The organism is Haloplanus rubicundus (assembly GCF_003342675.1).
Taxonomy (GTDB): Archaea; Halobacteriota; Halobacteria; order Halobacteriales; family Haloferacaceae; genus Haloplanus; species Haloplanus rubicundus.
Genome location: NZ_CP031147.1, coordinates 62305 through 88583 on the forward strand (window position 1 = coordinate 62305; position 26279 = coordinate 88583).

25 protein-coding genes and 3 pseudogenes are annotated in these 26279 nt (G+C 57.1%); 8 read left to right on the top strand and 20 right to left on the bottom strand.

All coding sequences use genetic code 11. The features are described from left to right. Positions 1-57: 57 nt before the first annotated feature. From DU484_RS00245 to DU484_RS00255, 3 genes are all read right to left on the bottom strand, one after another. The gene (locus DU484_RS00245; RefSeq protein ID WP_114604729.1) at positions 58-924 is read right to left on the bottom strand and encodes a universal stress protein; all 867 of its coding nucleotides are present in this window, start codon (positions 922-924) and stop codon (positions 58-60) included. 202 nt (positions 925-1126) lie between these two features. Next, entirely contained in the window at positions 1127-3763 is a 2637-nt protein-coding gene (locus DU484_RS00250; protein ID WP_114604730.1) for a calcium-translocating P-type ATPase, PMCA-type, read from the bottom strand. Positions 3764-4187: 424 nt separating this feature from the next. Continuing rightward, positions 4188-5204, bottom strand: a complete 1017-nt coding sequence (locus DU484_RS00255) for an AI-2E family transporter (RefSeq protein WP_187347681.1) — start codon at positions 5202-5204, stop codon at positions 4188-4190. Between the two features lie 155 nt (positions 5205-5359). Between DU484_RS00255 and DU484_RS00260 the strand changes: the two genes are divergently transcribed. Beyond that, a complete protein-coding gene (locus DU484_RS00260) occupies positions 5360-5650 on the top strand; it encodes an amphi-Trp domain-containing protein (RefSeq protein ID WP_114604732.1) in 291 nt (96 codons plus the stop codon). A 205-nt stretch (positions 5651-5855) separates the two neighbouring features. Here the strand turns inward: DU484_RS00260 and DU484_RS00265 are convergent, their stop codons facing one another. From DU484_RS00265 to DU484_RS00300, 9 genes and pseudogenes are all read right to left on the bottom strand, one after another. After that, the gene (locus DU484_RS00265; protein WP_114604733.1) at positions 5856-6125 is read right to left on the bottom strand and encodes a hypothetical protein; all 270 of its coding nucleotides are present in this window, start codon (positions 6123-6125) and stop codon (positions 5856-5858) included. Positions 6126-6272: 147 nt separating this feature from the next. Beyond that, on the bottom strand, positions 6273-6701 hold the full coding sequence (locus DU484_RS00270) for a universal stress protein (protein WP_114604734.1): 429 nt from the start codon (positions 6699-6701) through the stop codon (positions 6273-6275). A gap of 118 nt (positions 6702-6819) precedes the next feature. Continuing rightward, positions 6820-7905 carry a sodium:phosphate symporter gene (locus DU484_RS00275; RefSeq protein WP_187347682.1) on the bottom strand — a complete coding sequence of 362 codons (1086 nt, stop codon included), beginning with the start codon at positions 7903-7905 and terminating at the stop codon, positions 6820-6822. 477 nt (positions 7906-8382) lie between these two features. After that, complete coding sequence (locus tag DU484_RS00280) at positions 8383-9594, bottom strand: APC family permease (RefSeq protein WP_157969436.1); 1212 nt, start codon at positions 9592-9594, stop codon at positions 8383-8385. Between the two features lie 75 nt (positions 9595-9669). Next, the gene (locus tag DU484_RS20575) at positions 9670-9873 is read right to left on the bottom strand and encodes a CBS domain-containing protein (RefSeq protein ID WP_316043087.1); all 204 of its coding nucleotides are present in this window, start codon (positions 9871-9873) and stop codon (positions 9670-9672) included. Positions 9874-10287: 414 nt separating this feature from the next. Continuing rightward, on the bottom strand, positions 10288-10452 hold the full coding sequence (locus tag DU484_RS19820) for a hypothetical protein (protein WP_187347683.1): 165 nt from the start codon (positions 10450-10452) through the stop codon (positions 10288-10290). Positions 10453-10545: 93 nt separating this feature from the next. After that, entirely contained in the window at positions 10546-10992 is a 447-nt protein-coding gene (locus DU484_RS00290) for a universal stress protein (protein ID WP_114604736.1), read from the bottom strand. A gap of 107 nt (positions 10993-11099) precedes the next feature. Further along, positions 11100-11850: pseudogene (locus tag DU484_RS00295) on the bottom strand (transposase). Positions 11851-12006: 156 nt separating this feature from the next. Beyond that, positions 12007-12831 carry a YihY/virulence factor BrkB family protein gene (locus DU484_RS00300; RefSeq protein WP_114604737.1) on the bottom strand — a complete coding sequence of 275 codons (825 nt, stop codon included), beginning with the start codon at positions 12829-12831 and terminating at the stop codon, positions 12007-12009. Between the two features lie 91 nt (positions 12832-12922). Between DU484_RS00300 and DU484_RS20185 the strand changes: the two are divergent. After that, a pseudogene (locus DU484_RS20185) lies at positions 12923-13039 on the top strand (IS5/IS1182 family transposase); the annotation flags it as partial. 55 nt (positions 13040-13094) lie between these two features. On the opposite strand, the gene DU484_RS00310 reads toward DU484_RS20185, so the two are convergent. From DU484_RS00310 to DU484_RS00320, 3 genes and pseudogenes are all read right to left on the bottom strand, one after another. Next, positions 13095-13463, bottom strand: a complete 369-nt coding sequence (locus tag DU484_RS00310; RefSeq protein WP_114604738.1) for a UPF0175 family protein — start codon at positions 13461-13463, stop codon at positions 13095-13097. A gap of 153 nt (positions 13464-13616) precedes the next feature. Beyond that, a pseudogene (locus tag DU484_RS00315) lies at positions 13617-13967 on the bottom strand (type II toxin-antitoxin system PemK/MazF family toxin). Next, complete coding sequence (locus DU484_RS00320) at positions 13967-14335, bottom strand: MarR family transcriptional regulator (protein ID WP_114604838.1); 369 nt, start codon at positions 14333-14335, stop codon at positions 13967-13969. The pseudogene DU484_RS00315 and the gene DU484_RS00320 overlap by 1 nt, the downstream one beginning before the upstream one ends. A 237-nt stretch (positions 14336-14572) precedes the next feature. Between DU484_RS00320 and DU484_RS20190 the strand changes: the two genes are divergently transcribed. Next, positions 14573-15064, top strand: coding sequence for a hypothetical protein (locus DU484_RS20190; RefSeq protein WP_394338741.1), 492 nt, complete (start codon positions 14573-14575; stop codon positions 15062-15064). Positions 15065-15121: 57 nt separating this feature from the next. On the opposite strand, the gene DU484_RS19255 is transcribed toward DU484_RS20190, so the two are convergent. Continuing rightward, the gene (locus tag DU484_RS19255) at positions 15122-15529 is read right to left on the bottom strand and encodes a hypothetical protein (protein ID WP_157969440.1); all 408 of its coding nucleotides are present in this window, start codon (positions 15527-15529) and stop codon (positions 15122-15124) included. After that, a complete protein-coding gene (locus DU484_RS00335; protein WP_114604740.1) occupies positions 15526-16365 on the bottom strand; it encodes a ParA family protein in 840 nt (279 codons plus the stop codon). Before DU484_RS00335 ends, DU484_RS19255 begins: the two co-directional genes overlap by 4 nt. Positions 16366-16851: 486 nt before the next feature. On the opposite strand from DU484_RS00335, the gene DU484_RS00340 reads away from it, so the two are divergent. The 5 genes from DU484_RS00340 to DU484_RS00360 all read left to right on the top strand — a co-directional run bounded on the left by DU484_RS00340 (position 16852) and on the right by DU484_RS00360 (position 23018). Then, on the top strand, positions 16852-17259 hold the full coding sequence (locus DU484_RS00340) for a hypothetical protein (RefSeq protein WP_114604741.1): 408 nt from the start codon (positions 16852-16854) through the stop codon (positions 17257-17259). 305 nt (positions 17260-17564) lie between these two features. Then, a complete protein-coding gene (locus tag DU484_RS00345) occupies positions 17565-18740 on the top strand; it encodes a hypothetical protein (protein ID WP_114604742.1) in 1176 nt (391 codons plus the stop codon). 346 nt (positions 18741-19086) lie between these two features. Beyond that, positions 19087-20514: a hypothetical protein gene (locus tag DU484_RS00350; RefSeq protein WP_157969441.1), complete on the top strand. Its 1428-nt coding sequence runs from the start codon at positions 19087-19089 to the stop codon at positions 20512-20514. Continuing rightward, positions 20507-22264, top strand: coding sequence for an AAA family ATPase (locus DU484_RS00355; protein ID WP_187347684.1), 1758 nt, complete (start codon positions 20507-20509; stop codon positions 22262-22264). The genes DU484_RS00350 and DU484_RS00355 overlap by 8 nt, the downstream gene beginning before the upstream one ends. 94 nt (positions 22265-22358) lie before the next feature. Then, positions 22359-23018: a metallophosphoesterase family protein gene (locus tag DU484_RS00360; RefSeq protein ID WP_114604745.1), complete on the top strand. Its 660-nt coding sequence runs from the start codon at positions 22359-22361 to the stop codon at positions 23016-23018. A 927-nt stretch (positions 23019-23945) separates the two neighbouring features. Here DU484_RS00360 and DU484_RS00365 read toward each other — a convergent pair. The 3 genes from DU484_RS00365 to DU484_RS00370 all read right to left on the bottom strand — a co-directional run bounded on the left by DU484_RS00365 (position 23946) and on the right by DU484_RS00370 (position 26150). Beyond that, positions 23946-24713: a hypothetical protein gene (locus DU484_RS00365; RefSeq protein WP_157969442.1), complete on the bottom strand. Its 768-nt coding sequence runs from the start codon at positions 24711-24713 to the stop codon at positions 23946-23948. Between the two features lie 127 nt (positions 24714-24840). Beyond that, positions 24841-25536, bottom strand: coding sequence for a hypothetical protein (locus DU484_RS19260; RefSeq protein ID WP_157969443.1), 696 nt, complete (start codon positions 25534-25536; stop codon positions 24841-24843). Then, positions 25533-26150 (bottom strand): hypothetical protein, encoded by a 618-nt coding sequence (locus DU484_RS00370; protein ID WP_114604747.1) that lies wholly within the window; start codon positions 26148-26150, stop codon positions 25533-25535. Before DU484_RS00370 ends, DU484_RS19260 begins: the two co-directional genes overlap by 4 nt. Positions 26151-26279 lie beyond the last annotated feature (129 nt).

The following is a 26279-nucleotide window of genomic DNA, read 5'->3' on the forward strand; positions in this document are numbered from 1 at the left end:
GAGTGATTAAAACGGTGGGGCGCTCGCTCGAATATGCACTCGGCCGCAGTGAACGTGTTAGGTCTCGCGAGCGACGGTAATGGCGGGGACGGGCGCAGTTCGCACGGTTTGTTCGGCGACGCTCCCGAGGAGAATCCGATCAATGCCGCTGCGACCCGTCGTCCCCATGACGATAGCGTGGATCTCGTTTGGCTGGATGCTATCGAGGATGATATCCGCAGGTGATCCCCGTTCGACGTGTCCGATAGCGTCAAGCCCGCGAGCAGTGGCGTCAGCCACGATGTCATCAACTGCTGCAGTGGCTGCCTCTTCGAGTTCATCTCCCGACATCGCAGAACGAACGTCGAGGCGGAGTGACGACTCCTCTACGACCGACAGGGCATGGACAGTCGCGTCGAGCGACTCCGCCAGCGCAAGCCCCTGCTGGGCGGCGTACGTTGCCCCGGCACTCCCGTCCGTGGGAATGAGAATATTCTCGTAGGGGAACACCAACTGCTCGTCGGGTTGCATCCGTGCCGTAAGGACCGGCACGGACGATAGGCGGACGACCTTCTCACTCACACTTCCACGGAGATATCGCGATAGCCCCTCCCGACCGTGGGTGGACATCACGACCAGATCGTGATCGTATCGCTTCGCGTACTCGACGATCGTCGGGGCTGGAGACCCTTGAACGACATCAGTCTCATACTCCGCACCGAGTGTGGCCAGCGTTTCCCCGGCGTCGGCGACGATATCCTCGCCCTCTTGAACGAGTGCGTCAACCACCGTGTTTTCGACGACGGTGACGCTATCACGGGTGGTGTCAGCCACGAAGAGAACGTGGATAGTAGCGTCCATCTGGCGTGCGATTTCGCTCGTATGATGGAGGATATCAGAACTTTCTTCGCTCCCATCGACCGGGAGAAGGATATTCTTGTACATACCTGATACGACGTGCCCCGGGGAATAGTTTCTATGGTGATCCATTGAGACTGCTACCGGTGTTGCCACTCGACAAAGCAGTGGTCACCCAGACTGAGCGGCCTACTATCCAATTTCCGTCTCCTTCTTCGCACCCGAATGGGACTTGCCGGTTTCGTCGTCGCCCTGCTCAACGTTGTCCTTCCCGGTGACTTCGGGTATCTCAGTCAGCCGTCGTCCTCTGATTCGCGTCGCCTCGGCCGGGGTCGAATCGCCTGACGAACGCCGCGACTGCGAGGTAGAGCGGCAGACAGATGGCGACGACGCCGGCGAGCACGCCCCAATCCACCAGCGAGAGCGGGACCGTCTCGAAGTACTGGTTGAGCGGCGTGTAGATAACCGCCAGTTGCAGGGCGAGTGACGTCCCGACCGCCAGCCCGAGCCAGCGGTTCGAGAACGTGGGCGTCTCTCGCAGCCAGCGGATGACGTAGAGTTTCACGAATTCGAGCAGGACGAACCCGGTGAACACCATGGTCATCACGTACGGCGTGACACTCGCCGCGCCCGCGAGCGTGAAAAACATCAGGCCGAGCATCACGGCTGTCGTCACGGCACCAGTACCCCCCATCACGCCGAGCATTTCCCTGTCGATGATGCCCTGGTCTGGATCGCGTGGTGGCCTGTCGAGGATGTCCTCACTTGTGGGGTCGGTTCCCAGCGCTAGCGCCGGGAGGCCGTCGGTCAGCAGGTTGATCCACAGAAGCTGGACGGCCGGCAAGACGAGGTAGCCAAAGAGGGAGGCCAGAAAGACGATGGCCACCTCCGCGACGTTGGCTGACAGCAGGTAGGCGACGAACTTCCAGATGTTATCGAAGATAGCCCGTCCGCGTTCGACCGCCCGCTCGATGGTGGCGTAGTTGTCGTCGAGCAGGATGACGTCGCTGGCCTGTTTCGCGACATCGGTCCCGCGGATCCCCATCGCGATGCCCACGTCCGCGTTCTTGAGTGCAGGTGCGTCGTTGACGCCGTCGCCGGTCATCGCGACGATGTGGCCTCTGGCCTGAAGTGCCCGCAGGATGCGTACCTTGTGTTCCGGGGAGGTCCGCGCGAAAACGTCGACAGTCTCGACCACGTTGGTGAGTTCGTCGTCGCTCATCGACTCGACCTCCCGACCCTCCATGACCTCGCTGCCCATGCCGAGCGACTCGGCGATTGCCGCCGCAGTGCGGACGTTGTCGCCAGTGATCATCTTCACATTGATGCCAGCTCGCCGGGTTGCGGCGATGGCGTCCGCGACCTCCTCGCGGGCCGGGTCGATCATCCCGACCAGCCCGAGAAACGTCAGGTCGTCACCGTTCATCGCGTCGGCATCCTCGGCTTCCGCGATTGCGAGCACGCGGAGCGCGTCGTCGGCGAAGGCCGTCGTCTGCTTGCTGATGCGGCCTGCGAGTTCGTCGGTGAGTTCGACTATGCCGTCTTCGGTGCGCACCCGTGAGGACTTCTCGAGGACGACCTGCGGTGCACCCTTGACGTACGCCCCCTCGTCGTGGACGGTCCCCATCCACTTGCGTTCCGAGGAGAACGGAACCTCGTCGGTTCGGGGACAGTCCGCACGGAGTTGGTCGACATCGAACCCGTATTCGGTGGCCGCGGCGACGAGTGCCTGCTCGGTCGGGTCACCGGAGTCGACCGTCGCGTCGTTGCAGAGCGCGCCCGCACGGAGGAGGGTCGCGACCCGGGCCGGCGGTGACTCGCCCACGTCGTCGATATCGATGACGTTGTCGGGCAGCCACAGGCGACTGACCGTCATCTGCCCTCTGGTGAGCGTACCGGTCTTGTCCGTACAGATGGTGTCGACAGAGCCGAGGGCTTCGACCGCCGGGAGTCGGCGGACGAGCGCGTTCTCGTCTGCCATCCGTCGCACGCCGAGCGCGAGCGTCAGGGTCACCACAGCGGGCAGCCCTTCGGGCACTGCGGCGACTGCCAGTGACACGGCCGTCAGTCCCGTCTGAACCAGTGGCGTGTCTCGCAGGAGCAAGAGGGGGATGACGAGGGCGGCCAACCCCACCACACCAATCCCGAGATTCCGCCCGACTGTGTTCAGTTCCGCCTGTAGTGGCGTGTCGGTCTCCTCGGTCGCCGCGAGTTCGCTGGCGATCGTCCCCATCTCCGTGTCGTCACCGGTCGCTGTCACGACTACCACACCGCGGCCTCGCGTGACGTTTGTCCCCTTGTACACCATGCTCTCGCGTTCGGCCAGCGGCGTGTCCGTGTCGACCGGGTCGGGTGATTTCGAGACGGGCATGCTCTCACCAGTCAGGGACGCCTCGTCGACCTCCAGACTCGTCGCCTCGAGGGTTCGGGCGTCGGCAGGAACGACGTCACCGGCCTCGATCTCGACGACGTCGCCGGGAACGATCTCGGTGGCCTCGATCTCCATCACCTCGCCATCCCGACGAACGGTTGCGGTCGGCGCGGTGAGTTCCCTGAGCGATTCGAGGCTCTGCTCGGCCCGGTAGTCTTGGACGAAGCCGAACACGCCGTTGGCGACGACGATGACGACGATGAGGACGGCGTCTACGGTGTGGCCCGCCCACACCGAGAGGATGGCTGCTCCGATTAGCACCCAGATGAGCGCGCTGTCGAACTGTGCGAGGAATATCCGGAGCGTGGACCGCCCCGCACTGCGCGTGAATTCGTTTGGTCCGAACTCCTCGCGTCTGCGGGCTGCCTCGTCGCTTGCCAGTCCTGCCGGATCGCTCTCGTGGGCGTCGAGGACACGGTCGATCGACTGGCTGTGGACCGGGCCGGTCCCTGGTTCGTGGTCATCGGCCACGGTGGCTGACTGCGGATCGGTCATGAGTCGTTGACCCGTCGACTCGGCTCCGGACGGGCCCTCCGATCGGTCGGGGGGCCGGTTCGTCGCTGTTGATCCACCCACCCCCTCACGTTATAGTCAGACGAGACTAGCGTCGACTGGCACATAGAGCAGGGTTGTAGGAGCATAGGGAAAAACCGGGCTGGTAGTTCTTGCCCGGACGAGAGGGACGAGTCAGATGGGGACGATGATCACAGTACGTGTGACGGCAGCCAGGCCGAGTACCGTCGTGCAGCTTCCTCAACTGTCGAGTTCTCGGACGACAGTAACCGGATCTGATGCACGCTGGACGACCGCTTGGGCGACGTTCCCGAGCAGTCGAGATGGCTACTGACGGCCGCCTCTCTGTTCGCGACTCTGTCAGAAATCTCGGAGATATATTGTTCGACTGATTAGGAACCGTCGGTCAGCCGATGTCTCTCTCGTCGAGCCGGGACCAGTTTTCCAAGCCGACTCGGAGAGCGGCTTTGAGTGCCCCGAGGACGACGGGACCGAAGAACAGTCCCATAATCCCGAATGCGTACGCCCCGCCGAGGATACCGAGGAGGATGACGGCAGGATTGAGCTTCGCGTACCTGTCGACGGCGAATGGACGGAGATAGTCGTCGGTGAGCCCAACTACGATGACGCTGTAGACGAATAATCCGACGGCGAGTAGCGGTTCGTTCGTGAGATACAGGTAGACCACCGCCCCACCCCAGACGGGGATCGCACCGACGATCGGAACCATCGCGAGAACGATCATAACGGCCGTCCAGAACACCGCATTGGGAACGCCAGTAACGACGAGCCCGGCTCCAGCGACGACCCCCTGGACGATGGCGACGAAGACGTGTCCGAAGAGAACGCCCCACATCACGTCGTTAATCTCGGTGTAGAGCGCGCGCTGGCTGTCCATTGGGAGGGGGACCGTTCGGTGGAGCCAGTTAACCAAGTCGTCGCGGTCTTTGAGAAGGTAGTAGACGAGAAAGAGTGCTAACGCGATCCCGATGAGGTGGAAGGTGATCGTCCCGAACGCTTGGGTCGACCGTTCGAATACGATCGTCCCGATTTCCCGCCCTGAGCTGACGAGTTCGCCTGTGATATCGACCTCTTGTCCGGTGAGTTCCTCGAGCCGGGATTCGATCACCTCGATCTGCACTGGGTCAGTGTCGAAGTTCTGGAGGATCCGGTCGGCACTATCCACGACAGTCGCGAGGACGACTACGAACGGTGCGACGAATCCGGCAACTGCCAGGACCACGAGCGAGAGGGCGGCTACCATCGGCGATACGTACGCTTCGAGACGGATCTGCAGTGGATAGAGCACGTAGGCGAGGAGGACGGCACCGAGAACGTACTGGAGAAACGGCTGGATCAGCATGGTCGATAGAACGAGGAGGGTGGCGACGAGGGCGAGGAGAAACCCCTTGCTGAGGTTCACAACTGTGAGTTCGTCAAGCGATGACAAAAAGATTCGAGATCATCACAGCTGTAGACCACTTTGACTGCCATCGACTGTCAGGGATATCCGGACCCGGGCCGAAGCCAGTCGGCCACAGCCCCACTTATCCGTCTGTGTGTCCAACCAGATACCGTATGCCTGAAGAAGTCCTCTTTCAGTCAGAGGGATCCCAAAGTCGATCGGAGATCGCGTCGTATCTTCGTCGAGTCGCAAACAAACTCGATGCCGGTGACGATATCACCCTGACCGCTGGCGAACAGTCAGTGACAATGACACCCCCTGCCCAACCGACGTTCGAGGTGAAAGCCGAGCGCGAGGGACCGACCGATAGTCCTGGTGAGCTGAGTATCGAGTTCGAGATCGAGTGGGCTGAAGATGGAGAAGACGGGAACGCCGAAAGCGGTGGCGAGTTAGAAATCGAGTGAAGGCGGTCCTCTATAGCGAATCAGTACTTTGTGGAGGCACCCGGCGAGATTAGAGATGTCCTGTCTTGTATGTAGCATTGTCCTGTTTCCGATTCCGAGGTAGCATCTCCGCTTGGTGGTATTTCTGTGCGATCTCAACCCGGCAGAAATGTTCTGACTGGATCTCCCAGTCGGCTTCAACAACCACGACTGACGAAGCACCCGATCACGACTCGATCTCTCTGATAATTTCGTCGGCTTGTTCACGGGCTTTTTCTTCACCCACGTGCTTCTTGATCAACACGGACTGGACAACCCACTCATCGGCGTCTTTCCGCTTTCCCATCCGCACCTCACTCCCCTCCGAGACTGAATCAGAGGTACGGTCAGCCCAGTCTGGAGTCCGAATTTGATCGAACTGGTCAGGGTCCCGATACCGAACGTGGATGTACTCGTCCTCTGTTGTAATCGACTTGGCCTCTGGAATTCGTGCCATGGCTGTTCGTAGGACAAGGAAATGCAAAAATCAGCGGGTCAATTCGAAACTGAAGGGTTATGAGAAGTACTCGGCAGCTATCCAGATCGAGAGCGTTTTCCTCTGTGGTTCACCGTTTCAGGGCGAATCTGGAGGCACAGTTTGCGGTCACCTGACGACAGTCACAGGCACTGATGCACGCTTCATCACCGTTTCAGCGACCGAACCCATGAGCATTCGAGCAATACCCGAGCGTCCGTGGCTTCCGATGACGATCACGTCGATGCCGTGTGTGTCCGCGTACTCGAGGATCTCGTCTGCGGACTTGCCAATCTCGCTTTCCGTCTTAACTACCCGGTCGTGCTCGTCTGCCTTCGCCTCGGCCTCGGCGAGCAGTTCTGCCGATCGTTCCTGGGCCCGTTTCCGGAGCGTTTCGTCCCCGACCAGTGCTTTCGCGGTGTAGCTCTCTTCGATGTAGTCGATAACGTGGAGGACAGTGATCGACGCATCCGAGTACACGTCGAGCGCGTGCGCCAGCGCCTTCTCCGAGAGCGGGGTCCCATCGTACGCAACGAGCACCTCGTCGACGGAGGCCATACTCAAGAGATGCGTGTCAAAGCTACATATAGGCGCGGGAGCACACGAGTCTGGAGAAAGGGGCGCCACCTGTATTGGCAGATCTCTCTCGATAGAACAGACTGTCCCGGCCGCAGAACTAGATCGGAAGCAGGAGCAGAAGTATCGGGAGGACAACCAAGGAGATGAGAAACCCAGTCAGGTACCGACGGTTGGTAACGAGTCGGTTTTGGATTGTCTCGATAGCTAGGAAGTACGTCGAGAATCGAACCAGTGTTCCGACCGTTATGATCGTTCCGACGGCCACGAGTGAGAGCACGATAGCCACGCCCTGTGGGGATTCCAGCAGTACGGCGATCGCAACCGTGTCGAAGAAGGTGCCGATATTCGCCCCCAGAACGTAGGGAACGATCTCCTGCCGTTTGATGTAGTTACGATTGTAGAGGGGGACGACCACCCCCAGCGAGAACGCAACGCTGGTCGTCACACCGGTAATGAGGACACCGAGTCCGAACGAGGTCCACTTGTGCTGAAATCGACGAAAGAACCGCTTTCGGAGCCATTCGGTGTCGATCCGTTTGAGCACCCGGTCGAAGAGCGTGAGGCTGCCGAACAGCACGAGAACGGCCACCACGAGTGCCAGACCCACGCCGACGGTATCGACAACGGCTCCCGTCACCGGATTGAATACCTCCAGTGGATCAAACGAGAGTTCGATCCGGTCACTGACGCCCCCGAATCCCGTCTGGAGTCTCGGCAACAGGAGATACCCGAAGACGGTCGCCGGCACATAAATCGAGTGGGACAGGAGGAACGTCAGTATCCCCAACTCAGTCGCCTCGCTGAACGAATAGCGCCGCTTCTGGAAGTAGTCCAGAGCCCCTATCAGGAGTACGATAGCCGCGCCCCCGAGGCGTGAGCCAGCGAGCATCAGGAACAACTGTGAGGCCGTGAGGATCCCGGTCTTGAACAGCGAGACGGACAGGGCCGCTACTACTGATCCGTTGGTGAGCACGTACGTGGCGAGCCAGCTTGCACCCAGAGCTTGGCCACCCCCGGCGACGTATCGCCTGAAGAACCGTTCGAGCGGAGCGGCCGCGGCCGCTGTGGACGCACCAAGCAACTGAACCGCGAACAGGAACAGGAGCAAAGAGACGAAAGCGCCAACGACTAACGGGCCGGATTCACGCCCTCGTGTCAGTATCTCGTCGACGTTCGAATCCACAGTATTCTATCTCGACAGCCTCATCGCAGGCGCACAAAGGTTACGCCGTGAGAGGGAGATTTCCCGTCATGAAGGGGTATTCGATCCTGTTATACAGCTCCAGATTCGGCTCAGAACAGCTACCACCCTTCGATATTGGAGGGAGGTACCACCGGACGGGAGACCATTTATCCGGTACGGGTGAGTTGTAGCACCCATGGCTCGGCTCGTCTTTGTGACGGTCCCAGCAGGGAAGCGGGACGCTGTTCTCGACGTTTTGGACGGCGAAGGAATCAAGGCGACTCTGTAGCAGCTATTGCCCAGTACTGGACCGCGTCTACTGTTGAAGATGCGTTTATGGTCGCGGGGTAATCTACCCCTGTGACTCGGCCGATTCGCGGGTTGATGGGGAGCGCGTCATGCATTCGTGACCATCAAGCACTACTGTACTTCCCGTAGACGGGGTCTCCGGAGAGGCCGTTTGAATCAAGAGTCACGTTACCACGTGAGTACGTAGAACGCGATCAGCCCGAGAGACGAAAGAAGCCCTGCAACCGCCGTGATCGACAGTTGGCCGACGTTAAGCGGCGTTCGAAACCCCCGTTCCAGATCTGGCCGTGAATACCGGAGTTTCAGCAACGCGGCATTCACCAGCACGAAGACGATCAATAGCATGAGGTTGGCCAATCCTGCCACGAGTCCGATATCGCCGAGGAAAATGAATGGAATCGTGAGGAGTCCGATTACCACCACTGCATAGTGGGGTGTTTGACGGGACGAGTGCACGCGAGAGAACATCTCCGGGAACACGTGGTACTCCGATTTCGACACGCCGTAGAACAGACGCGAGGTCGAGATCTGGAGGATGAGTACAGTGTTTGTCGTCGAGAAGAGAGCGATTGCGCCGAGCACTGTTGACCCGAGTGGTCCCCAGCCGACCCGGGCAACCTCTGCCAGCGGCGACGCCGAACGGCCCAAGACGCGCCAGTCAACCAGCGCGACCGCCGATAACCCAACGAGTACGTACAGGAGTGTCGTGATACCGATAGAGAAGATAATCGCACGTGGGATCGTCACAGTCGCATCCTCGGTCTCTTCGGACAGGTTTACGATCGATCCGAAGCCGAGATAGGCGAAGAAAATCAGAAACCCCGCGTGGATGACGCCGAATGCGCCGTTCGGAGCGTGGAGGATCTCGGCGTTCCCCCATGAACCACTCGCAATCCAGATGATTATCACCAGTCCGGCGACCTCGATCCCGGTGAAGAGGACGTTTATTTTGGTGGAGAGGTCGATGCCCCAGAAGTTGATACCAGTCATAACGACGACGAGGAGAATGGCGATTGGGATCGATGGAACATCAACGAAGGCAGAGAGATAGCCCGAGAAGGCCAATGCCACCGCTGCGGACGAGATGACGCCCATGAACAGGCGGCCGAGCGCTGTCATGTCTGAAATGAGTTTGCGGTCGAACGCCTCGTGAACGTAGATATAATCACCTTCCGCTTTCGGGAACAGCGAGGCGAGCTCGGCATAGCTCAGTCCCGTTAATGACGCGATCAGGGCGGCCAGCAGAAACGAAATCACGATCGAGCCGCCGGTCACGCCAGTTGCCTCGCCGAGAATCGCGTAAATGCCAGCCCCGAGAATCAGGCCAACGCCGTAGACGACGGCTTCGAGGAGTCCGAGTTCGCGACGTAATTCTGACATCATCCACCCTATCTCGTAGTTGACATAAAAATACGATGTTCGAGCACGACATAGATTTGTAGCCCCGTCTTCGGTTCAAGGCTGAATGTAGTATGCGGGCCGTTGCGCTCGGATGACCGACGCCGGCTGCTGGTTTTCGTCGGCGAGTAGTCCGGTCAGGTCGTCGGCGGTGATTATCCCGACAAGTTCGTCGCTTTCGTCGCAGACGGGTAGGCGACGTACGCCATTCTCGCTCATCACCTGTGCCGCCTCGTAAAAGCCAACCTCGGGACCAAGCACACAGGTCCATCGACATGCGTCGTCGGCAGTCTGGTCGGTTGAAGAAGTCTCTTCGGCGAGTACGCGTGTCGTCAGGTAGCGATCCGTGACGACCCAGTCGGATATTGTCGTTCGTGACGACAACGCTCCCCACGTTTTCGTCTCGTATTTGTTGGGCAAGTTCTGGAATCGAGGTTTCTGGGTAGCACGGACGAGGTCTTTCGGGCAAGATCTTCGATTGGCACTGCTGTTGCCTCCGTGTAATTCCTCGACGAGTGATCACACACCGGGAGAAAACTTCCTAATCGTCTGGAATCTCCCGGACACCGTCGATAAGACGAGTTGTCAGTTGCTGGATTCGGGATTCTACTGGGAGATTCTTCCGATCAAGTAGTCGGGGGATCTCTGAAAATCCCCCGCCCATTAAGCGATCGATTACTCCTCACTACGGAGGGATTCGATCCGCTGTTCGAGGTCGTCAATCGCATCCTCAACGCTCTCGCGCGCCTGGTCGCTCAGTTCCTCGGCCTCGTTCACTGCCTCGTCAAAACTGTCACGTACTCGCTGGACAGCAGTATCGATGTCGTCGGATTCGCTCATGCCTGTCGTTTCTACTCTCGTTGACCGGTTAGACGTGACGACTGTTCCTAAGCACTGAGAATGATCGTCAATTTTCATTTTTCCTCTATCTGATTACGAAGAATCATCAGCGGATTCAGCGGGCATACGAACCGTCAATACCGGAGCATCGGAGAGCCGGACGACCTTTTCCGTGACGCTACCGAGGAGATATCGATCCAGACCCGTGCGGCCATGCGTCCCCATCACGACGAGATCGATGTCGTGTTCGTCGACGTAATCGAGAATGGCTTGGTGGGGCGCTCCCTGTGCCACCACACCTTCGATCGTGTCCACACCAGCTGCCTCTGCTTGCTGGATCACCTCATCAATCGCGTTCTCACCCGCCTCTTCGAGAGCGTCAAACGTTCCGGGAATCGAGGCATCAGTACCGACGGTCGTGTCGACGACATAGATCGTATGGAGTGCGGCGTCATAGGTAGTTGCAAGATCAATTGCGTGCTCAACTGCGCCACGCGTCCCGTCACTTCCATCCGTCGGGACCAATATCTGGTCATACATACTGAAGCTTCGGTGCTGGAGGGACAAAGAAGGAACCATTGAGATGAGAGATTGGGAAGTCCTCAGCCATCTTTCAGGTATCGTATTGAATAGCTTCTGAGTCATGGTTAAAGCGTCTCACTGAGTGTTTCTATGTTAGCAATGGTGAACATGAGAACAATCTCACGGAACTGTCGGTCCCAGCCAAGTGCTCACACGGCAGCGCCGAGCGTGCGCTTTGTTGTCGAGTACGATGTTTCGGCCATCCAGCGCTGAGAGTAGCCTTTTGCTCAGATGAGCGTGGTGTGTCCCACGGTGAGTGGCTTCGATGCACGTTGTAGGATGATGGATCGACACCGAGTGCGTAGAACTCGAACTTGGTTGCTAGTTGTGGAACGTTTTGTCAGCTACCATGGACTGTAGGTTGTCCGCCGGAACGCGGACGACCTGCGGTCCTCTCTTCGTACCGTGTTTCTACTGTGCTGAGATGTGAACGTCAAGAACAGCGAGAGCCTCTACATCGGTTAGTGTCGTCACTTTCAGTGTCTGGACACTGCTTCCCGATCGTTGGCGGGAATAGCATGAGACTGAGCGGCAGCACAGACCCGTGCAGCAACGCCCGCTACATCCACATCTTGAATCGGTCGAACGACTTGTAGACCTACTGTATTCGGGGAAATGGTACCGATCGAGGCCGAGTACATCACGAATCACGGCATGTACTCCAGCCGATTCACCGTCTCTCGGTGGCGATGGTCCTCTTCAAACGAAACAGTACAGGACGACGTGGATCCAGCGGACGAACCCGCCGCTGGCGGACTCGCCTGCGTGCTTTTCCAACGCTCGCTCTTGTGTAGAACATTGTTGGTAGAGAGCCATCTAGCGATTTTACTGTAGTCAGACTCCGTAACATGACGCTCCAGAACGGGAGAAAAGTCAGCCGAACGAGGGAGTCTATCGATCCGACGCAAACTACAGGAGCGGCACCAACAGTCTACTTCACAAGAGCGCGCATAAAACTGATCAGTCCGACGTTTACGGGACTCTGTCCGATGAAGTGTTGGAACTGATCGCTGAGGTCGGTGAACGGACAGACGCCACGACGGCGTTGACAACCGCTCCGACGAGCAGAAGGAAACTGCCGAGATACAACCATAAGAGCAGGAGCAGAATCGCCCCAAGGAGGCTTGCAGTATCGAGTCGGCCGACAAACACGACATACGTCTCGAAAACCGCCTGAAGGATGGCCCACCCGACCGCGGCGACGAACACTCCGGGAACTGTCTCCCCTATCGATATGTCTGTATTCGGGAACCGCCAGTACATCGGAAAGAACGCGATTAGCAACCCTGCAAAAAGCAGGAGCGGCGTTACGACACCGATATACGGAACGTTCAGTGCCACAAATATCGTCGTGGCGAGCGTCATGGCGAACAGCGCACCGATGAGGGAAATTAACGCGACAGCTCCGTCCAGAATCTGACTAATCAACGTGGTCTCTTGTTGGGTACCATAGATTTCCGAAAACGCCATATCGAGTCCGCGAAACACACGGAACGATCCCCACAGCAGGGTGATCATGCCAACAATAGAGGTGCCGGCGGTCGGATTTAACTGAAATGCCGCCGAGACGATCGGCGCCACATTCGGAGCAAGTGCCGCATCAAGGGTGGTAGTGAGCCGAGCAGCGAACTGCTCTTTCCCGACCACCGAGAGGACGAAAAGAGTGAGAACCAGTAACGGAACGAGCGAAATGAACGCTTGGTAGGCGATACTACCAGCCATGAACGTCACGTTCTCTTCACGTATCCGCCGCCAGACAACTCGAACAAACATGATAGATTCTCGAAAACGGTCCATTACGGCCAGTTACGGTCTGGAAATCGTTAGGAATTTGGATCGCGTTGGACCACGGTACCGCCAACGAGCATATGCGAAACCGTTTTTGTTCATGATCAAGCGCATGCTCGGCACTGCCGTGCGTGTACGGATCTGGTGGCTGGAGTTCCGTGAAATGATCCTCAAGGCCACCGTCCACAACCTCTGCCGGAGCGTCCGGGACCGGTGAAATCCAGCGTCGTATACCGAAACTACAGAGCCGCCCGTTGGAATTTCGTCAGTCGTCATTGCGAGCGCGACGCCTCGTCACCAGCAGACTCGACATCAAAATCGAATTCCGTCGCCGCCTCCGCCTCGTAATCCGCATCTTCCTCATCTGCGACCCCGAGCTGGAGTTCGACACCGTGCTCACGGAGGATATCACGCATCGTCCAACGGTCGGCATCAGCGAGTCTCGCAGCATCACCGAGCGTGATCCGCTCGCGTTCGTAGAGGGCGACCGCAGCTGCAATGGACTCGTTTTCGTGTTCCTCGAAGTATTCACGCACGAACTCCCGCAACGCATCGCTCTTGCCCCCGAACACACAAGCCTCGACAGCATCCTCGATGAGGAGGTCAAGGTCGTCTGGATACGATCCAGTGATTCGTGCCATCGTTCTATGGCCGACTACGCCTCCATACTATTCATGAACTACGCCAGAATACCATATGCATTGAGAAGACGAGTCTCAACTATTGCGGATTCTGAGAGTTGAGACTTTGTTCAGAAGAAGATGTAACGCGCAGAGACGTGAGTGCTCGAAAGGCTACCGGAATTCTTTGACGAAAGCAGTAGTCGCGTTATCGACGATATCATCCGCCAGACGACCCTGCCAGAAATCGATGTCCTCGTGGCCGATCGATTGCACACCCCATGGAACGATCCGGCTCTAGTCTGGCGTACCGCCACGAAGCCAACTTTCCTCGGGAATGTCGATGAGTCCATCCATCCATGATTTCGACGTCAGCGTGAGCGCGATATACTGCTCGCCGTGGAACGGACGACCTTCGTGGTTCGAGAGAATGAGCCAAGGCCGAGCGTCCTCGTCACCTTTGAACGGATCATCGCCGTAGACGACATCGCCACGTTCGAAAATCGGTGTCTCTTCGTTGGTCACTATTCATCCTCAACACTCGGATGTGACTCGCTGGGCGCGTGTTCGCGCCAAGACTCCTTGTCTTCGGTGCCGAGTTGCTTGTTGAACAGAGCAGTCGCCCGTTCGTAGCCGCTGTATCCTTCGAGTCGCTCGGTGTCGTCGGTGATCGCCCAGTACGTTGCCTTGTGTTCGACGAGATCACGATCCTTCAATCGCGAGAGAGCAGTGCTGACCGCGCCCTCGTCAATGCCAATCTGAGAGGCGATTTCGCGGGCCTTGAACGCCCGATTCTCATTGGCGACGAGAAATCCAAGGACTTGATCAGGCACGGAGAGCTCTTCAAGTTCCTCCTCGCTCGTGTTCTCGAACGTGTCTCGGTCGATAGACATCGTTGAATGGAGGTACGTCATCCGCTGTAAAGAGAGTTAAGAGTGAAAGCGACGAAAATACCGAAATCACTGTGGACCACGGAGCGAGTTGCGGACCGTATGCATTGAGACGATTAGTCTCAACTTCAGGCGCACAAAATCAGAGTTCGAAGGGAGAGAGTCAATCACACGGAACCGTGCTGGGATGCGACAGATCGAACCACCCCCCAATTTAAAAATCCGGACGCAGAGAACCCCGTGAGCATGAAGTTTTGCGACGAATGTGGTGCCCTCCTGCCAGCTAACGAGGCCAGTGGCGAGTGTGATCAGTGTGGAGCATCGTTCGAGCGGGCGAACAGGGAATTAGAAAAACCGGAAGAGAACACAGAGCAGTCACCGAACACAGAACTCGAACAGTTGCCTACGACGGGGTCTGGTAGTGTGAAGAAAGCCGACGCGATGGAATGGCTCGAGGATCTCGATCGCCCATCTGCAAGCGAACTCAGACGAGCGACGATCGAAAAACCGAGTGACTTCACGGGAAGTACGTTCCCCACCGATATCTCGACGATTCGTCTCACGGGTCATGCAGAATTTATTGAAACAGTCGCCGGACTCTTCAGTTGGATCGTGGAGATGGAAGACTACAGTCGGCGTGTGGAAATCAATCTGAAGGAAACTGAGGATAAGGAGACGGGAGAGCAGACCGGAAACTACGCACTCTATTTGAGTGTTGCCGAGAGAGGGTAAGAGGTCGCTTTACAAGGCCGAGTTAGGGCTTGACGCCCAGCGTCCGAAGAGGATGCATCACCGATTTTTCATCCCATAACCCCATCGCTGTAGCACGGCCTCGGGCGTCGTTCCTTCACCCCCGGCTACCAACATCGCCTCGACGACATCGGTCTTGTAGATATTCTCGTCGAAGCGCTCCTCAATACGATCGATGGTCTCCTCGATCAGTTCTTCAGTCTCAGACTGTAGGAAGACCGGTTGCTGATTCCGCCCCTGTTTCACCGAATCGCGTCTGTATTTGTAAGGGAGAGACTGAGTTTGTGCCTGACCGCTTGGACCAGTGAGAGACGACGAACTCGATCCCGAATCCGATTGCGTTTCCTCTGACACCACGTCGTCCTGGTCGGTATCTGCGTCCGGGGGCGTATCTTCTGCCTCCGAACTATCCTCAGCGAATGGATCGTCGCCAGCGCCGGATTTCATGCCGGAGCCTCCACGGTCTTCCGCAGGTGATCGGCGAGTTGTTCGATCCGTTCGAGGGTCTCTAGTTCGTAATCACGCTTCCGGGATCGATGTTCTTCGATGTATTTGAACGCCGAACACTGCTGTCGCCAGCAGCCCTCGAATAGTGATCCGCGTTCATTCAGCACAACCGGAATGTCGTACTCCCGTTTCTTGATGTCGTCGAGCATATCCTGCTGGTCGTTCGTTCCCTTGAAGCGGTTAGGGACGATTGCGAGAACACCGACGCTGATATTGAGGTTCTCTTCGAGACCGGGGACGAGATCCTCAAGTCCGTCGACGGATTTCCGGCCCTTCCCTGATGGTTCGAACGGCACGAGGAGCGAGCGCGTGGCGTGGATGGCGTTGTATAATTTGACATCGGCCGTCGCCGGCGGATCGACGATGAGGGTGTCGTATTTCTCGTGGATGTCGTTCTCTCGGAGAACGCGCAATAACTGGACGTTCCGATTCCAGTTCTCACCGAAGTCGTTCGCCTCCTCTTCTCGTCGACTCAAATGCCGGTCGAGCTGTTCAAGGCTATTGTGTGCCGGAATGACATCGACGCCTTCGCTGGTTTCAATGAGATCTTCGAACGGGCCTCGCTCGCGTTCGACCATGTGTCGAACGAGGGAATCGGCCTGCGCGTCGCTCCGGCGTTCGCCCACATCAAGGAGGTACGAAACTGACGCTTCTTGGGGATCCAAGTCGACGACCAGTACGTCTCGACCCGCGCGTGCGTCCACGACAGCAAGGTTCGCCGCGAGTGTGGACTTACCGACGCCGCCCGCTTCCGAGTACGTCGTATAGGCCAGCATGGCTCTACAACGACAGGGAGTATCCATAAAACTAAGTCAGACGGTATAGCTGGATAGTATAGCTATACTTTCTAGCTATCCAATCTAGCTGAAATTGATAGCCATCCTAATGAGCTGAATAGATTGGATGATCGAATTAGCTATACAGTCTAATGGGCAAATCCAGCGAGCTATTCTAACGAGACGAACTATTCGCAACATAGTGAAGGCGCAAGAATCTGATTCAGAGAGTACTGCAATCCATCAGTTCTGAGGGGGACTTCCGCTCATAGGGGCTCAAGTTTGGAGTCAATCGGCGCAGGAGAGCTGAAGGAAATGTAACACGGGTGATCCAGCTTAGGAAGTCACTGGGCGTGCCGAGAACACCACGCCGGCAGAGACCACGTGGATAAATCTCATGTCACTATATCTTTTTTAGAGCCGCAAGAGAATGGTTTTCGAGTTAGTACGAATACTCAACTGTGATGCCATCCTACGAGACAGTTGATGGATTCGTTCCATCGGGAAGGGGACGAACCAGTGAACGTCTTCGAGGTCGATGAGATGTATCTGTTCAAACACTATTTCGACGGTGAAGACGTGTTCGACCGATTGAAATCCTACTACAACAACCAACAATACCGGTTCGAAGTCCCACGAAACGACTTCGGGACGGTCCGATCCTTTCTATCCAATTATGGCTACGGTCTCACTGTCGTCGACGCCACAGAGGAATTCGCAGTTGTCGTAAAAAAGTACACGAGCCACCCGGAGAACATTTTCAAGGAATCGGTCATTCGGCGGAACGTGAACGGGTATAACTGCTTTCTTATGAAGGATCAGGACGCGGTCGAACAAGCAGTGAGCGAGGGAGCAATACCACTGACCAAGACGAAGTTCGAGAATCCGTTCTGAATCATCGGAAGAGTGGACCAGTAGCCTGGACTAATCGACCACGATGACCGGCTTATCAACATCGATATTCCAAACCGAGTATTGATGAACCGTAATATGGTGTTTCAAACGCATGGGTGAAACGGCTAGTATAGACGATATTGTGATGAGTGCCGTGGGGAACTCGATCACACCGTCTCGACTGCAACAACGAACGAATCCAAGTGTAGTTCGGCGATTATTGGGTACTGAAGCGGTATCGGAACCTCTTGCGGTGTGCAAGTCGACCACCGCGATCTTGTATCGACACGGCTGTCACGAGGCTCATGACTACTGAACATCCGATTGAGGACGCGTTCTCGTCCGGGAATATCAAAGAGACAATTAAAGAGGTTCAACGACGAATCTGGGAAGATGAGGCCGGTGAGGCAACCGATCGGATCGGTCAACACATATCGGACCGATTCTGGGGAACCATCACCGGCGATGAAGATCCCAGTGAGGGAAGCGTCTCCTACAACTCACTCGCACCTGGAGCAAAAGCACAGATCGGCTACGTCGAGGGGGAAGAGGACGGGGAAGAACTCCCGTGGTGGTTGGAACAATTTGAGTGGACGTTCGATGCCACTGGTGGTGGCCAGATCACGGGTCCGGCTGACGACCTCGACAGACTGGAGTCGTTCGATCCGAGCACAACCAACGTAAGCAAACCCCAGTTCAGCGGTGGCTCCAATCGACACGATCTCTTCGCACTGGTTGAGGGGCTCGTGACGGTTCGGGATAAACTGGTTGAGCATACCGACATCGACGACCCGAGCGAACTGATTACGGGCGATCAGAAGGTCGGCATCCCGGAGCAAACGTTCGACGACCTTGAGAGTGAACACGACAGAATCGAGACTACGGGGGAGTTCTCTACATGGCTTGAAGGACTCGTGAGCTTGTGCCCTCCGTTTGGCGAAACGACTACAGCACTCCTCCGGTACAACGTTGGCCTCCCCACTCATGCGGTGGAGGATCTGGGGATCGATACCGAGATACTCGATCGCGTCGGTCTTGTTGACGACGATCACGTGTACAGCAACGCATACCGCGACGCGCTTACCGATATCATGCGGTTCCAGGGGATTTTCGATCGGACAATCGATATCGGAACGACTGATACGCCGATGGGTAGTGGACTCGAAGCGGCGTACATTCACGTGTGGGCACAGGGCGCCGAGCGCCTGAGCGATGAGGAGCAGGATACCATCCGGAGATGTAGCGAAGACTACGGTAGTTCGATGACTGACGATGATCGATATAAACGCTCCGCGCACTGTCTGGAGCTCCCCATCTGGTATGAATCCCCGGAGGATTACTATCCAACGTTCGATACGCAGGGCAGAATTTATAAATCATATTTGAGAAAATTCCATGAGACACAACCCGACAGAGCCGAAGCGATAGTTGCAGCACTCGAATCAAACTACGGACTTCTTGATCCCGAAGACGATGAGTAGAGAACAGGATCGAGGGCGTCTTGCAGACGTTGAGGAAGATTTGGAGCCCCCCCGTCAAACTGGTAGTTCCTCCTCGAATACGGGAAACGGCGATTCTTCCGATGAAGATAAAGAGCGAGAAGACGACGAAACTGAAGATGAAGGCCCAGAGCCGGAGGTACAAACCGAGACGGAGACTACCGAGCCTCCGAAGCCCGATTGGGGCCTCACCCCCCTCCCAGATACGGCGTTTCAGTTCCAGACGGGTTCCGTAGCGATAACGCAAACGGACGGACACGAGATCGATACTCAACGGCCTTCGGGGCACCTTGCAGGTGTCGAACACACGGCCGTCAGGACGACTGCTGTGTCGCTTCAACAGAACCATACGGGGACGGTCTCCGACACCGTCCGTCCGTTAAACAGCATTCAAAACGAACGCCTTGACCGATTTCGGACCGAGACGGTCGAGTTGACCCGCATGCCGACGGAGCTTTCACGAACGGTTCGTGCGGGGGAAGGAGAACTCGTGATAGAGGACCCCTTCTACTCGTGGGGGGGTGCTACTCCATACGATAGCGGTCGGCCATCGGTGATCCTTCATATCGCCCCCGAGAACCGTCGCGGCGACTCACTTGCCTTTCTCGAACGCCGACTCCGAGACGAGTACACACAACGTCAGGGTGGCGAACCTCTGGCAAAACGCGTTCGAATGGTTGCGGGGAAACCGAAGATACCGGACATCTCCGGTGCCGTTGCGACGTTCGATCTCACCGGGGACGAGTGGGAACTCGAATTCAGGGCGGATTCGGTTCGTGTCGAGCGGGATGGCAAGGACGCCCTCGAGTACGTGGAAGCGATTGTCGAGACAGGGTTCGCCGGCGATTTGGGGTATCTCGTCGTCAATATCCCAAGCGATTGGGCCGACCCCATCCGTGGTGATGTCTTCGAACGCATCCACGAGCGAATCGCCCCAACTCCCGGCACGGATGCGTCTTCTACGATTGGGTCCGAAAACGCGACGACCGATCTCCCTCTCGTGACTCGATGCCACCCCGACGAGAACATCCAACTCCCGGCCGATGCATCGGTCTACTGGTTCGGACAGCGAATGGATCTCGACGACGAGTCAGTCTGGCCGGACACCATCGAAGGATGGGAAGATCGCTTCGACCGTTCTCTCCGCAACCTCGACTGGCTTCCGACCGTTCTGACCGAAGAACACGAGGGCAACGAGAGCACCGAACACTATCTCATCAAAGGCGCTACCGCCGGGTTACTCGTGCGAGCGGCCCACGACGATGCCGAGTCGGAGACTCTTGAGGAGTACGTCTTCGAGACTGTTTTACGAAACGATGAACTCGAGACGGAGAGTGGTGAAGACCCCTGTGTCGACGTTCATGCATCGTTTGACGATGCACTCGATTCATGCATCCCGTGGCCCGACGAAGTTGATGACTCAGCTGACCTAGTCATCGAAGTGGAGACTGGCCGGGGTGAGGGGAGCACGCAGTTCCGAAAATTCTGGCATACAATCGACCGACTTGCCGATGACGAGTACGCCGACGACTTCGTATGTGTGGTCGTCCCTCCCCGCTTGCTCGCTAAAACGAAAAAACAGGCGGAGTACCTCTGTAAATTGGTGAAGTTGTGGAATCGGCGAGTCGACCTCACCGAGTCGGATATCGAGGGCCCGTATGCTCGTCTCGCAGTCCCCGTGTTCGATGAGAGCGGTTCGTGTCAGTCACTTCGGGAAGCCGAGGCGTTCGTTGAGGAGGTGTACGATCGTGAATGAGGGGTCGACGCTGAACGAGTGGCTAACCGAGGTTGGTGGAGAGTTCTCGAAGCTCGACGTACGGATTGAGCTCCGTGATGAGAACGGCAACCGTCGACTCCACGATCTCTTGAATCGCATGGATGGAACAAATACGTACGAGGATAAAGACCCGGTACTGCGGTTCTCCCTCGGCGACCCTGACCACGAAGTCCGGTATCGCTACAGCACGAAGCCGTCGGAGGTTGTCGGTGAGCGAGTCCGGCGGTACGATCGATACGTATTCGACGTAGTGTCGATCCGCGGCGAGAAGGCACTCAGAGGCCTTTCGTTCGAACTCGAATTCGAGGAGGCTACCAACGAGCCTACACTACCGTCTGGCGACCCGTCGACGGTCGGAGTATCGCTCTCGACGGTATGCAACTACGACAAGACGAGGGAATTCCGGGTTGCGGGGCTCGACAGCGAGCGCAACGCGGTAATGGCATTTCTTGATGACGACGGCGACCGATGGGGACTCTCGTCGGAACATGGGATGTTACTCGAGGGACCACCGGGTACCGGGAAGACGGAAGTCGTCATGGAGGTCTGCCGCGAGCTGTTTGGCTCCGTGCCGGTCAAGATATCCGGACCAGAGATTCTGAGTCGATGGGTTGGAGAGTCCGAGCGTATCCTTCGAGAGAGGTTCGAGACTGCGCGGGATGACCCTTCGAACGTGCTCTACATCGATGAGATTGATTCGATAGCGCGTTCCCGGGGGAAATCAACACAGGAATACAGCGCACAGATTGTGGCCCAGTTGTTGGTTCTACTCGATGGAATCGACACAAAACGCGACGAAGACCCGGTCAAGGTGGTGGCGTCGACGAATATGGCGGGGGTGGTTGATGAGGCTCTCCGCCGTCCCGGTCGACTTGGACGGACCCAATCTTTCGACACTCTTGACGAAACGGACGCGACCGCAGTGCTTCACCACTACCTCGATGAAATTCGACGCCACGCCGGGCAGGGAGGTGCCGGGGAACTCTCTGAACCACTCCGGAAATTCGTAGAGACAGGTATCTCCAAGGAACTCTCCGGTGAGGGCCGGCGAGAGGAACTCCCCTCGCTTCTCTCGGGAAAGACGGGAGCAGACATCGAACAGATCGTCCAGCAGGCGACTCGGATTGCCGACGAGAAGAGCCGATCGGTCAGTGAAGCCGACGAATCAGGGACTGTTCGTCTCGGTGTCGAAGATCTCTACCAGGCAGCGACCGATTCAGTCCCGTCAAGTCGGATGGTGGATCCTGCAACACACACGACTGAAGGTGAAATTCCGACATTCGCTCCTACGGCGCCTGTGGTCCGTATTGATCCCGAAGAAGGGAAGGAGAAAGTGAGAGCTGCGTTCGCCCGGTTTCTCGATACGTATGATCATGAACGGGGTGAATTCAGGGAATTCGTCCTCACCGAGGATGACGCACTGAGCGATCCGGCGGTCCTTCGGACCCGGCTCTGGGAGCAGTTCACCCCGGATGACCGATATCCAGTTTGTGTCTATATCCACGAGTTTCTGAAAATCGACAGAGCGGCGGCTCGCTCTCAGGTCGCGGAGACTGTGGTCGAAACGGTTTGTGACCGCCTCGTCGCACCACCTCCTCTCAACAATGACGCCGAACCAGTACTCTTCGGCTATAGAGCGAACTCCAATACCGAACTCCCAAGACTTGACCGCATCGCCGTCGATCCCCGAGGGTCTGAACGGCGAAGCAACGACGCGGTAGACAAGTAGCACACTTCTGCTTCCCAGGCTACTGGATCAAATCGACCCGACCGTCTCCAATGCGTACCCCTCTCATATATACTGCAGACACGATTGAAACTGCATGACCGACTCAGTACCAACCACTGTCGGTCTGATTGCTGATGTTCATGCGAATCTCCCGGCACTCGATGGGGTCCTGAATGACATGCCGGATCTCGATGCGCTCGTTCACGCGGGTGATATCATTGGCTATGGTCCGTGGCCCAACGCATGTGTCGAAAGACTCCGGAAACACGACGCCGTCAGCGTCCGTGGGAACCACGATCAGACGGTTATCGAGGGGCGCGCGTATGAATCGAGCGATCGATACGCACAAGACAACCTCACCGATGAAAACCTCTCGTGGATCGAAGCGTGTCCTGACAAGCGGGCACTCTTTGAGGACCGAGTCGTTGTCGTCCATGGCCACCCGGACGATCGGTTTCGATACACTGAAGCCTCCAATTTCTCGGCGGATCTTCTGGGCGAGGAAGACGTCCTTGTCCTCGGACATACACATCAACAGGCGAAAGCGGAATACGACAACGGTATCGTCGTTAATCCTGGAAGCATCGGACAACCCCGAGATGGCGACGAAAGGGCTGCATACGCCGTTCTCGACTTGACGGCTCGAACGGTCGAATTACGACGCGTCCCCTACGATATCGACAGACTCGTGGAAAAAATCGAGGAGAGTAGCATCTCCGCTTACCATACGGAGCGATACCGCCACGCAGAGTGAAACAAATTGGCCGATTACCCGGGTGACCGTAACCAGCCAGATAGGGTTCTATTCGTAAGATAGTCAGGATGTTGAGCCCGGCAAACACACTTTAACCAACAAATGGAGCAAACGAACTGATTGTTGGTTAAGAATGGCTTAGATCATCGCAACGGGGCGATCCCAACGAGCAAGCCTGCAAATTACGTACCACCCTGAATGGAATCAGTAAGAATGGACATCTAACGAGTACACGAGGACTGTATCTGTGGAAACGTTTCCGGTGAATTCGCGTTCAGCGTGGAGAGAATGAACTCGTTGTGTCGTAATGCCGATCCGGCCACTGAACTCCCGTTCGACGTATTCCGTTCCCCTCAGTGCGTTCGTGATCTCTTCCCAGGTCGAGGCAAGAATCCTGTAGGCTACTGTCGTTTCATTCCGATAGAGCTCCGCGCATTCGGAACGCCCACATCTTTGATATTCACGAATTTCGCAGCGAACCCAGTCCATGTGCTGATCGATAGTTGTCAACGCACGATGGATGTCCATCGGTGTATCTTCCCGCGGTTCATACGCATCCATGATCAGTTCGTGGTCGAATGGGTGAGGCCAGTCAGTCCGCCACATATCGACCATGGATTCACCCATGCCGGTCCGAACTGATACTCTTCGATCCGGTTCCAATCATCTAACGACGTAGCTTGTGGTCATGGGCAACGTATTCGGCCAGCACGATTCGGCCCGGTGCTTCCTGAGAACGTACCTCGTTTTCATCAACGTCGAACCATTCCGCTCCGAGTTCGTCGTACGACATTCGTTTGTCTGACCGCGCGCGTTTCAATTCGATTTCCTCCACTCTGGAGCACGGCCACTCCTAGCGGGATAGACAGGTCGCTACATCGCTCGCATCTGACAGGGGGTCGTCCGGATCTTGTGGGAATGTCGGCATCATTCTCCACTCCCTCCCCTGCGTGGTCTCTCCTCGTCCGACCGCTGTCGGGTGTGAGTTTCGTCATCCAGTGCTTCCTCGAGGAGATACGCGAGGACAGTTTCGGTTCGTCGAGTGGTCTCGCCGCGTTCGGCGACTGGCGTGTCGCTGTGCTCTATAGCGACGAATCCACGCGGAGTTAGTTGGAGTGCTGACACACGCTCGCCAAGCAATTCTTCGGTATCCGCCTCGGCGAAGTATTCAGCCTGCTCTTCGGGGAGGTCATCCCCTCGAAAATAGTCCCAATATCTCACCAAAGAGCGGCGATGCCCGTTTACCCTCGAGACAGAGTTGTCCCCGTCGGTTAGACTCAGAATGACCTCGTGGGCCACACCGTTCGCATGATCGTCGATCATGGCTTTGCCCAAGGTGCGGCGTCGGTCATCGTCGGCGAGTAACTCCCACTTATCGCCACGTTCGATGGCCACGGGGCTCCCCGTTTCCACGAGTAGCTGCGACTCGCGTGGGTGGGCCTCGGGAAGAGCGAACACACGACTGGTCGTTTCGAAGAGAACGAGACCGTACTCACCGATCGACCCGACCGTTCGCTGGCGGGGTCTATGGTGCGTCCGTTCGTCTCCGTCGGGTAGGCTAGTGGAGAGACCCGGACTAGCATCCGTCGGTCTCAGAAAAGGATCAGTGGTCACCTTATCGGGGTCGAACTCCCCGAGCGAGGAGGCCGAGAGCAGCGTGCTCCCCACTACGCCAAGATAGTCGCGTCGGTTCATCCGCTGAGCTTCCCCCTTGCCCCACCGTCGGCCCGAGGCGACAGTGTCCACCCACCAGATAGTCGGGCACGAGGGCCGCTGATCCTCGTGAACGCTTCTGCCATCGCAGTCAGTCCGGTTCGCTGGCTCATCGATCAGTCCTCCGCAAGACATCTGTCCTCGCCCGATCAAGGAGTGTCCGGGGACTCCACGGCCCCTGTCGAGAGCCGAAAACGACCGTAAAGATCGCCCGCCGGTCGGTCGTATCCAGTACCCAGTGTTCACCACACTGTGTCGATGAGCTGGGGTAGAGCCACTCGATGTCAGCTGTTGCGGGCGCGTCAAAATGGATTGCAGCATGTCGATGAGCGTCCGCCTCATCATACCCACTCAGGTCGACTTGCGTCCATTCGACACCTGCCCGGCAGTAGAGTCGATCCATGTACTCGTCGAACATCTCAGATATCAGTGTACGAACGGCCGACGCGTCACTCGGATCATGTAGATCTACACTGGCGGTATTCACGACGTATCTTGGGCCGACATCATCCGTGATTTCGGCGAAACCACGAACCGAGAACTGATGCGCCGCGAACCGGCCGTCGCGGTTTATCAGTCTGCTGGCGAATGGGGTAGGTCGATTCGTCTCGATCGGCGTGAACGAATCCGGCAAGGCCGTTTCTGTGACGAGTGGCTTCTCCGTAGATGCGGTATCCTCTCCAGTTTCGGGAAGAGCCAGTGGGGCCGGAGCGACCGCTATCGACTGGAGATACGTTCGCCTCGATACCTTGGACAGACGAGTCTGCTGTTCGTCATCCTCTGAATGGGGGATGTCGTCAGTCATCGGTTGAGGTGGTCCACGTTCACGATCGCTGTTTGTGGAAACCGTTCCAGAGAGGTACCTGTGCGGCCGTCTTGGACTTGATCGGGTGTGGCGTCGATCCCGAGGCTCTCGGCGGCGGTCGCCATTTGCTCGGCATCCGCCTCCGATCGGAACAAGAGTCGATCGAACAGCGCCAAGTTCTCAGGTGTCATCCCTTCTCTGTCAAAACGACCGAGACAGTATTCGACTGTTGGGAATGGGCCACGGCGAATGTCGATATCGACCGAGACATCTTCCCCGTAATCCAGTGTCGCATTTCGGATCGCTTCTGAGAGTCGCCATTCTAAGTGGTCGTCGTTGTAGAGCATCCCAAGGACGAACAGAGCCAGTGCATCCTGAGTCGCAACGCGAATCTCTGCGGGGTCTTGATCGTCCGGTCCAGTGAATACCGACTCGATATCCGATTCTCGGAGAGTCGGGTAGAGTACTCGGATGTCTTCGAGTGTGGCTTCGAGCCGGTCGCGTACACGCTCTCGGACATCATTTCGCGTGGTCCGTGAGGTTTCGCTATCCTGCAACTGCTCGCGCTCGGTGTATGTCAGTAACCCCTCCGGCGTGGACGTATGATCTGTCATTCACCGACTCCCGTCCACGCCTCTGCGGATACTGAATGGTCGGGGTTCCGTATCGGTCGACAGCCTTGATGATAAGAACGTCGACGAGGAAGTTCGTGATGACGGTCGTTGGACACCTTTCTTTCACTC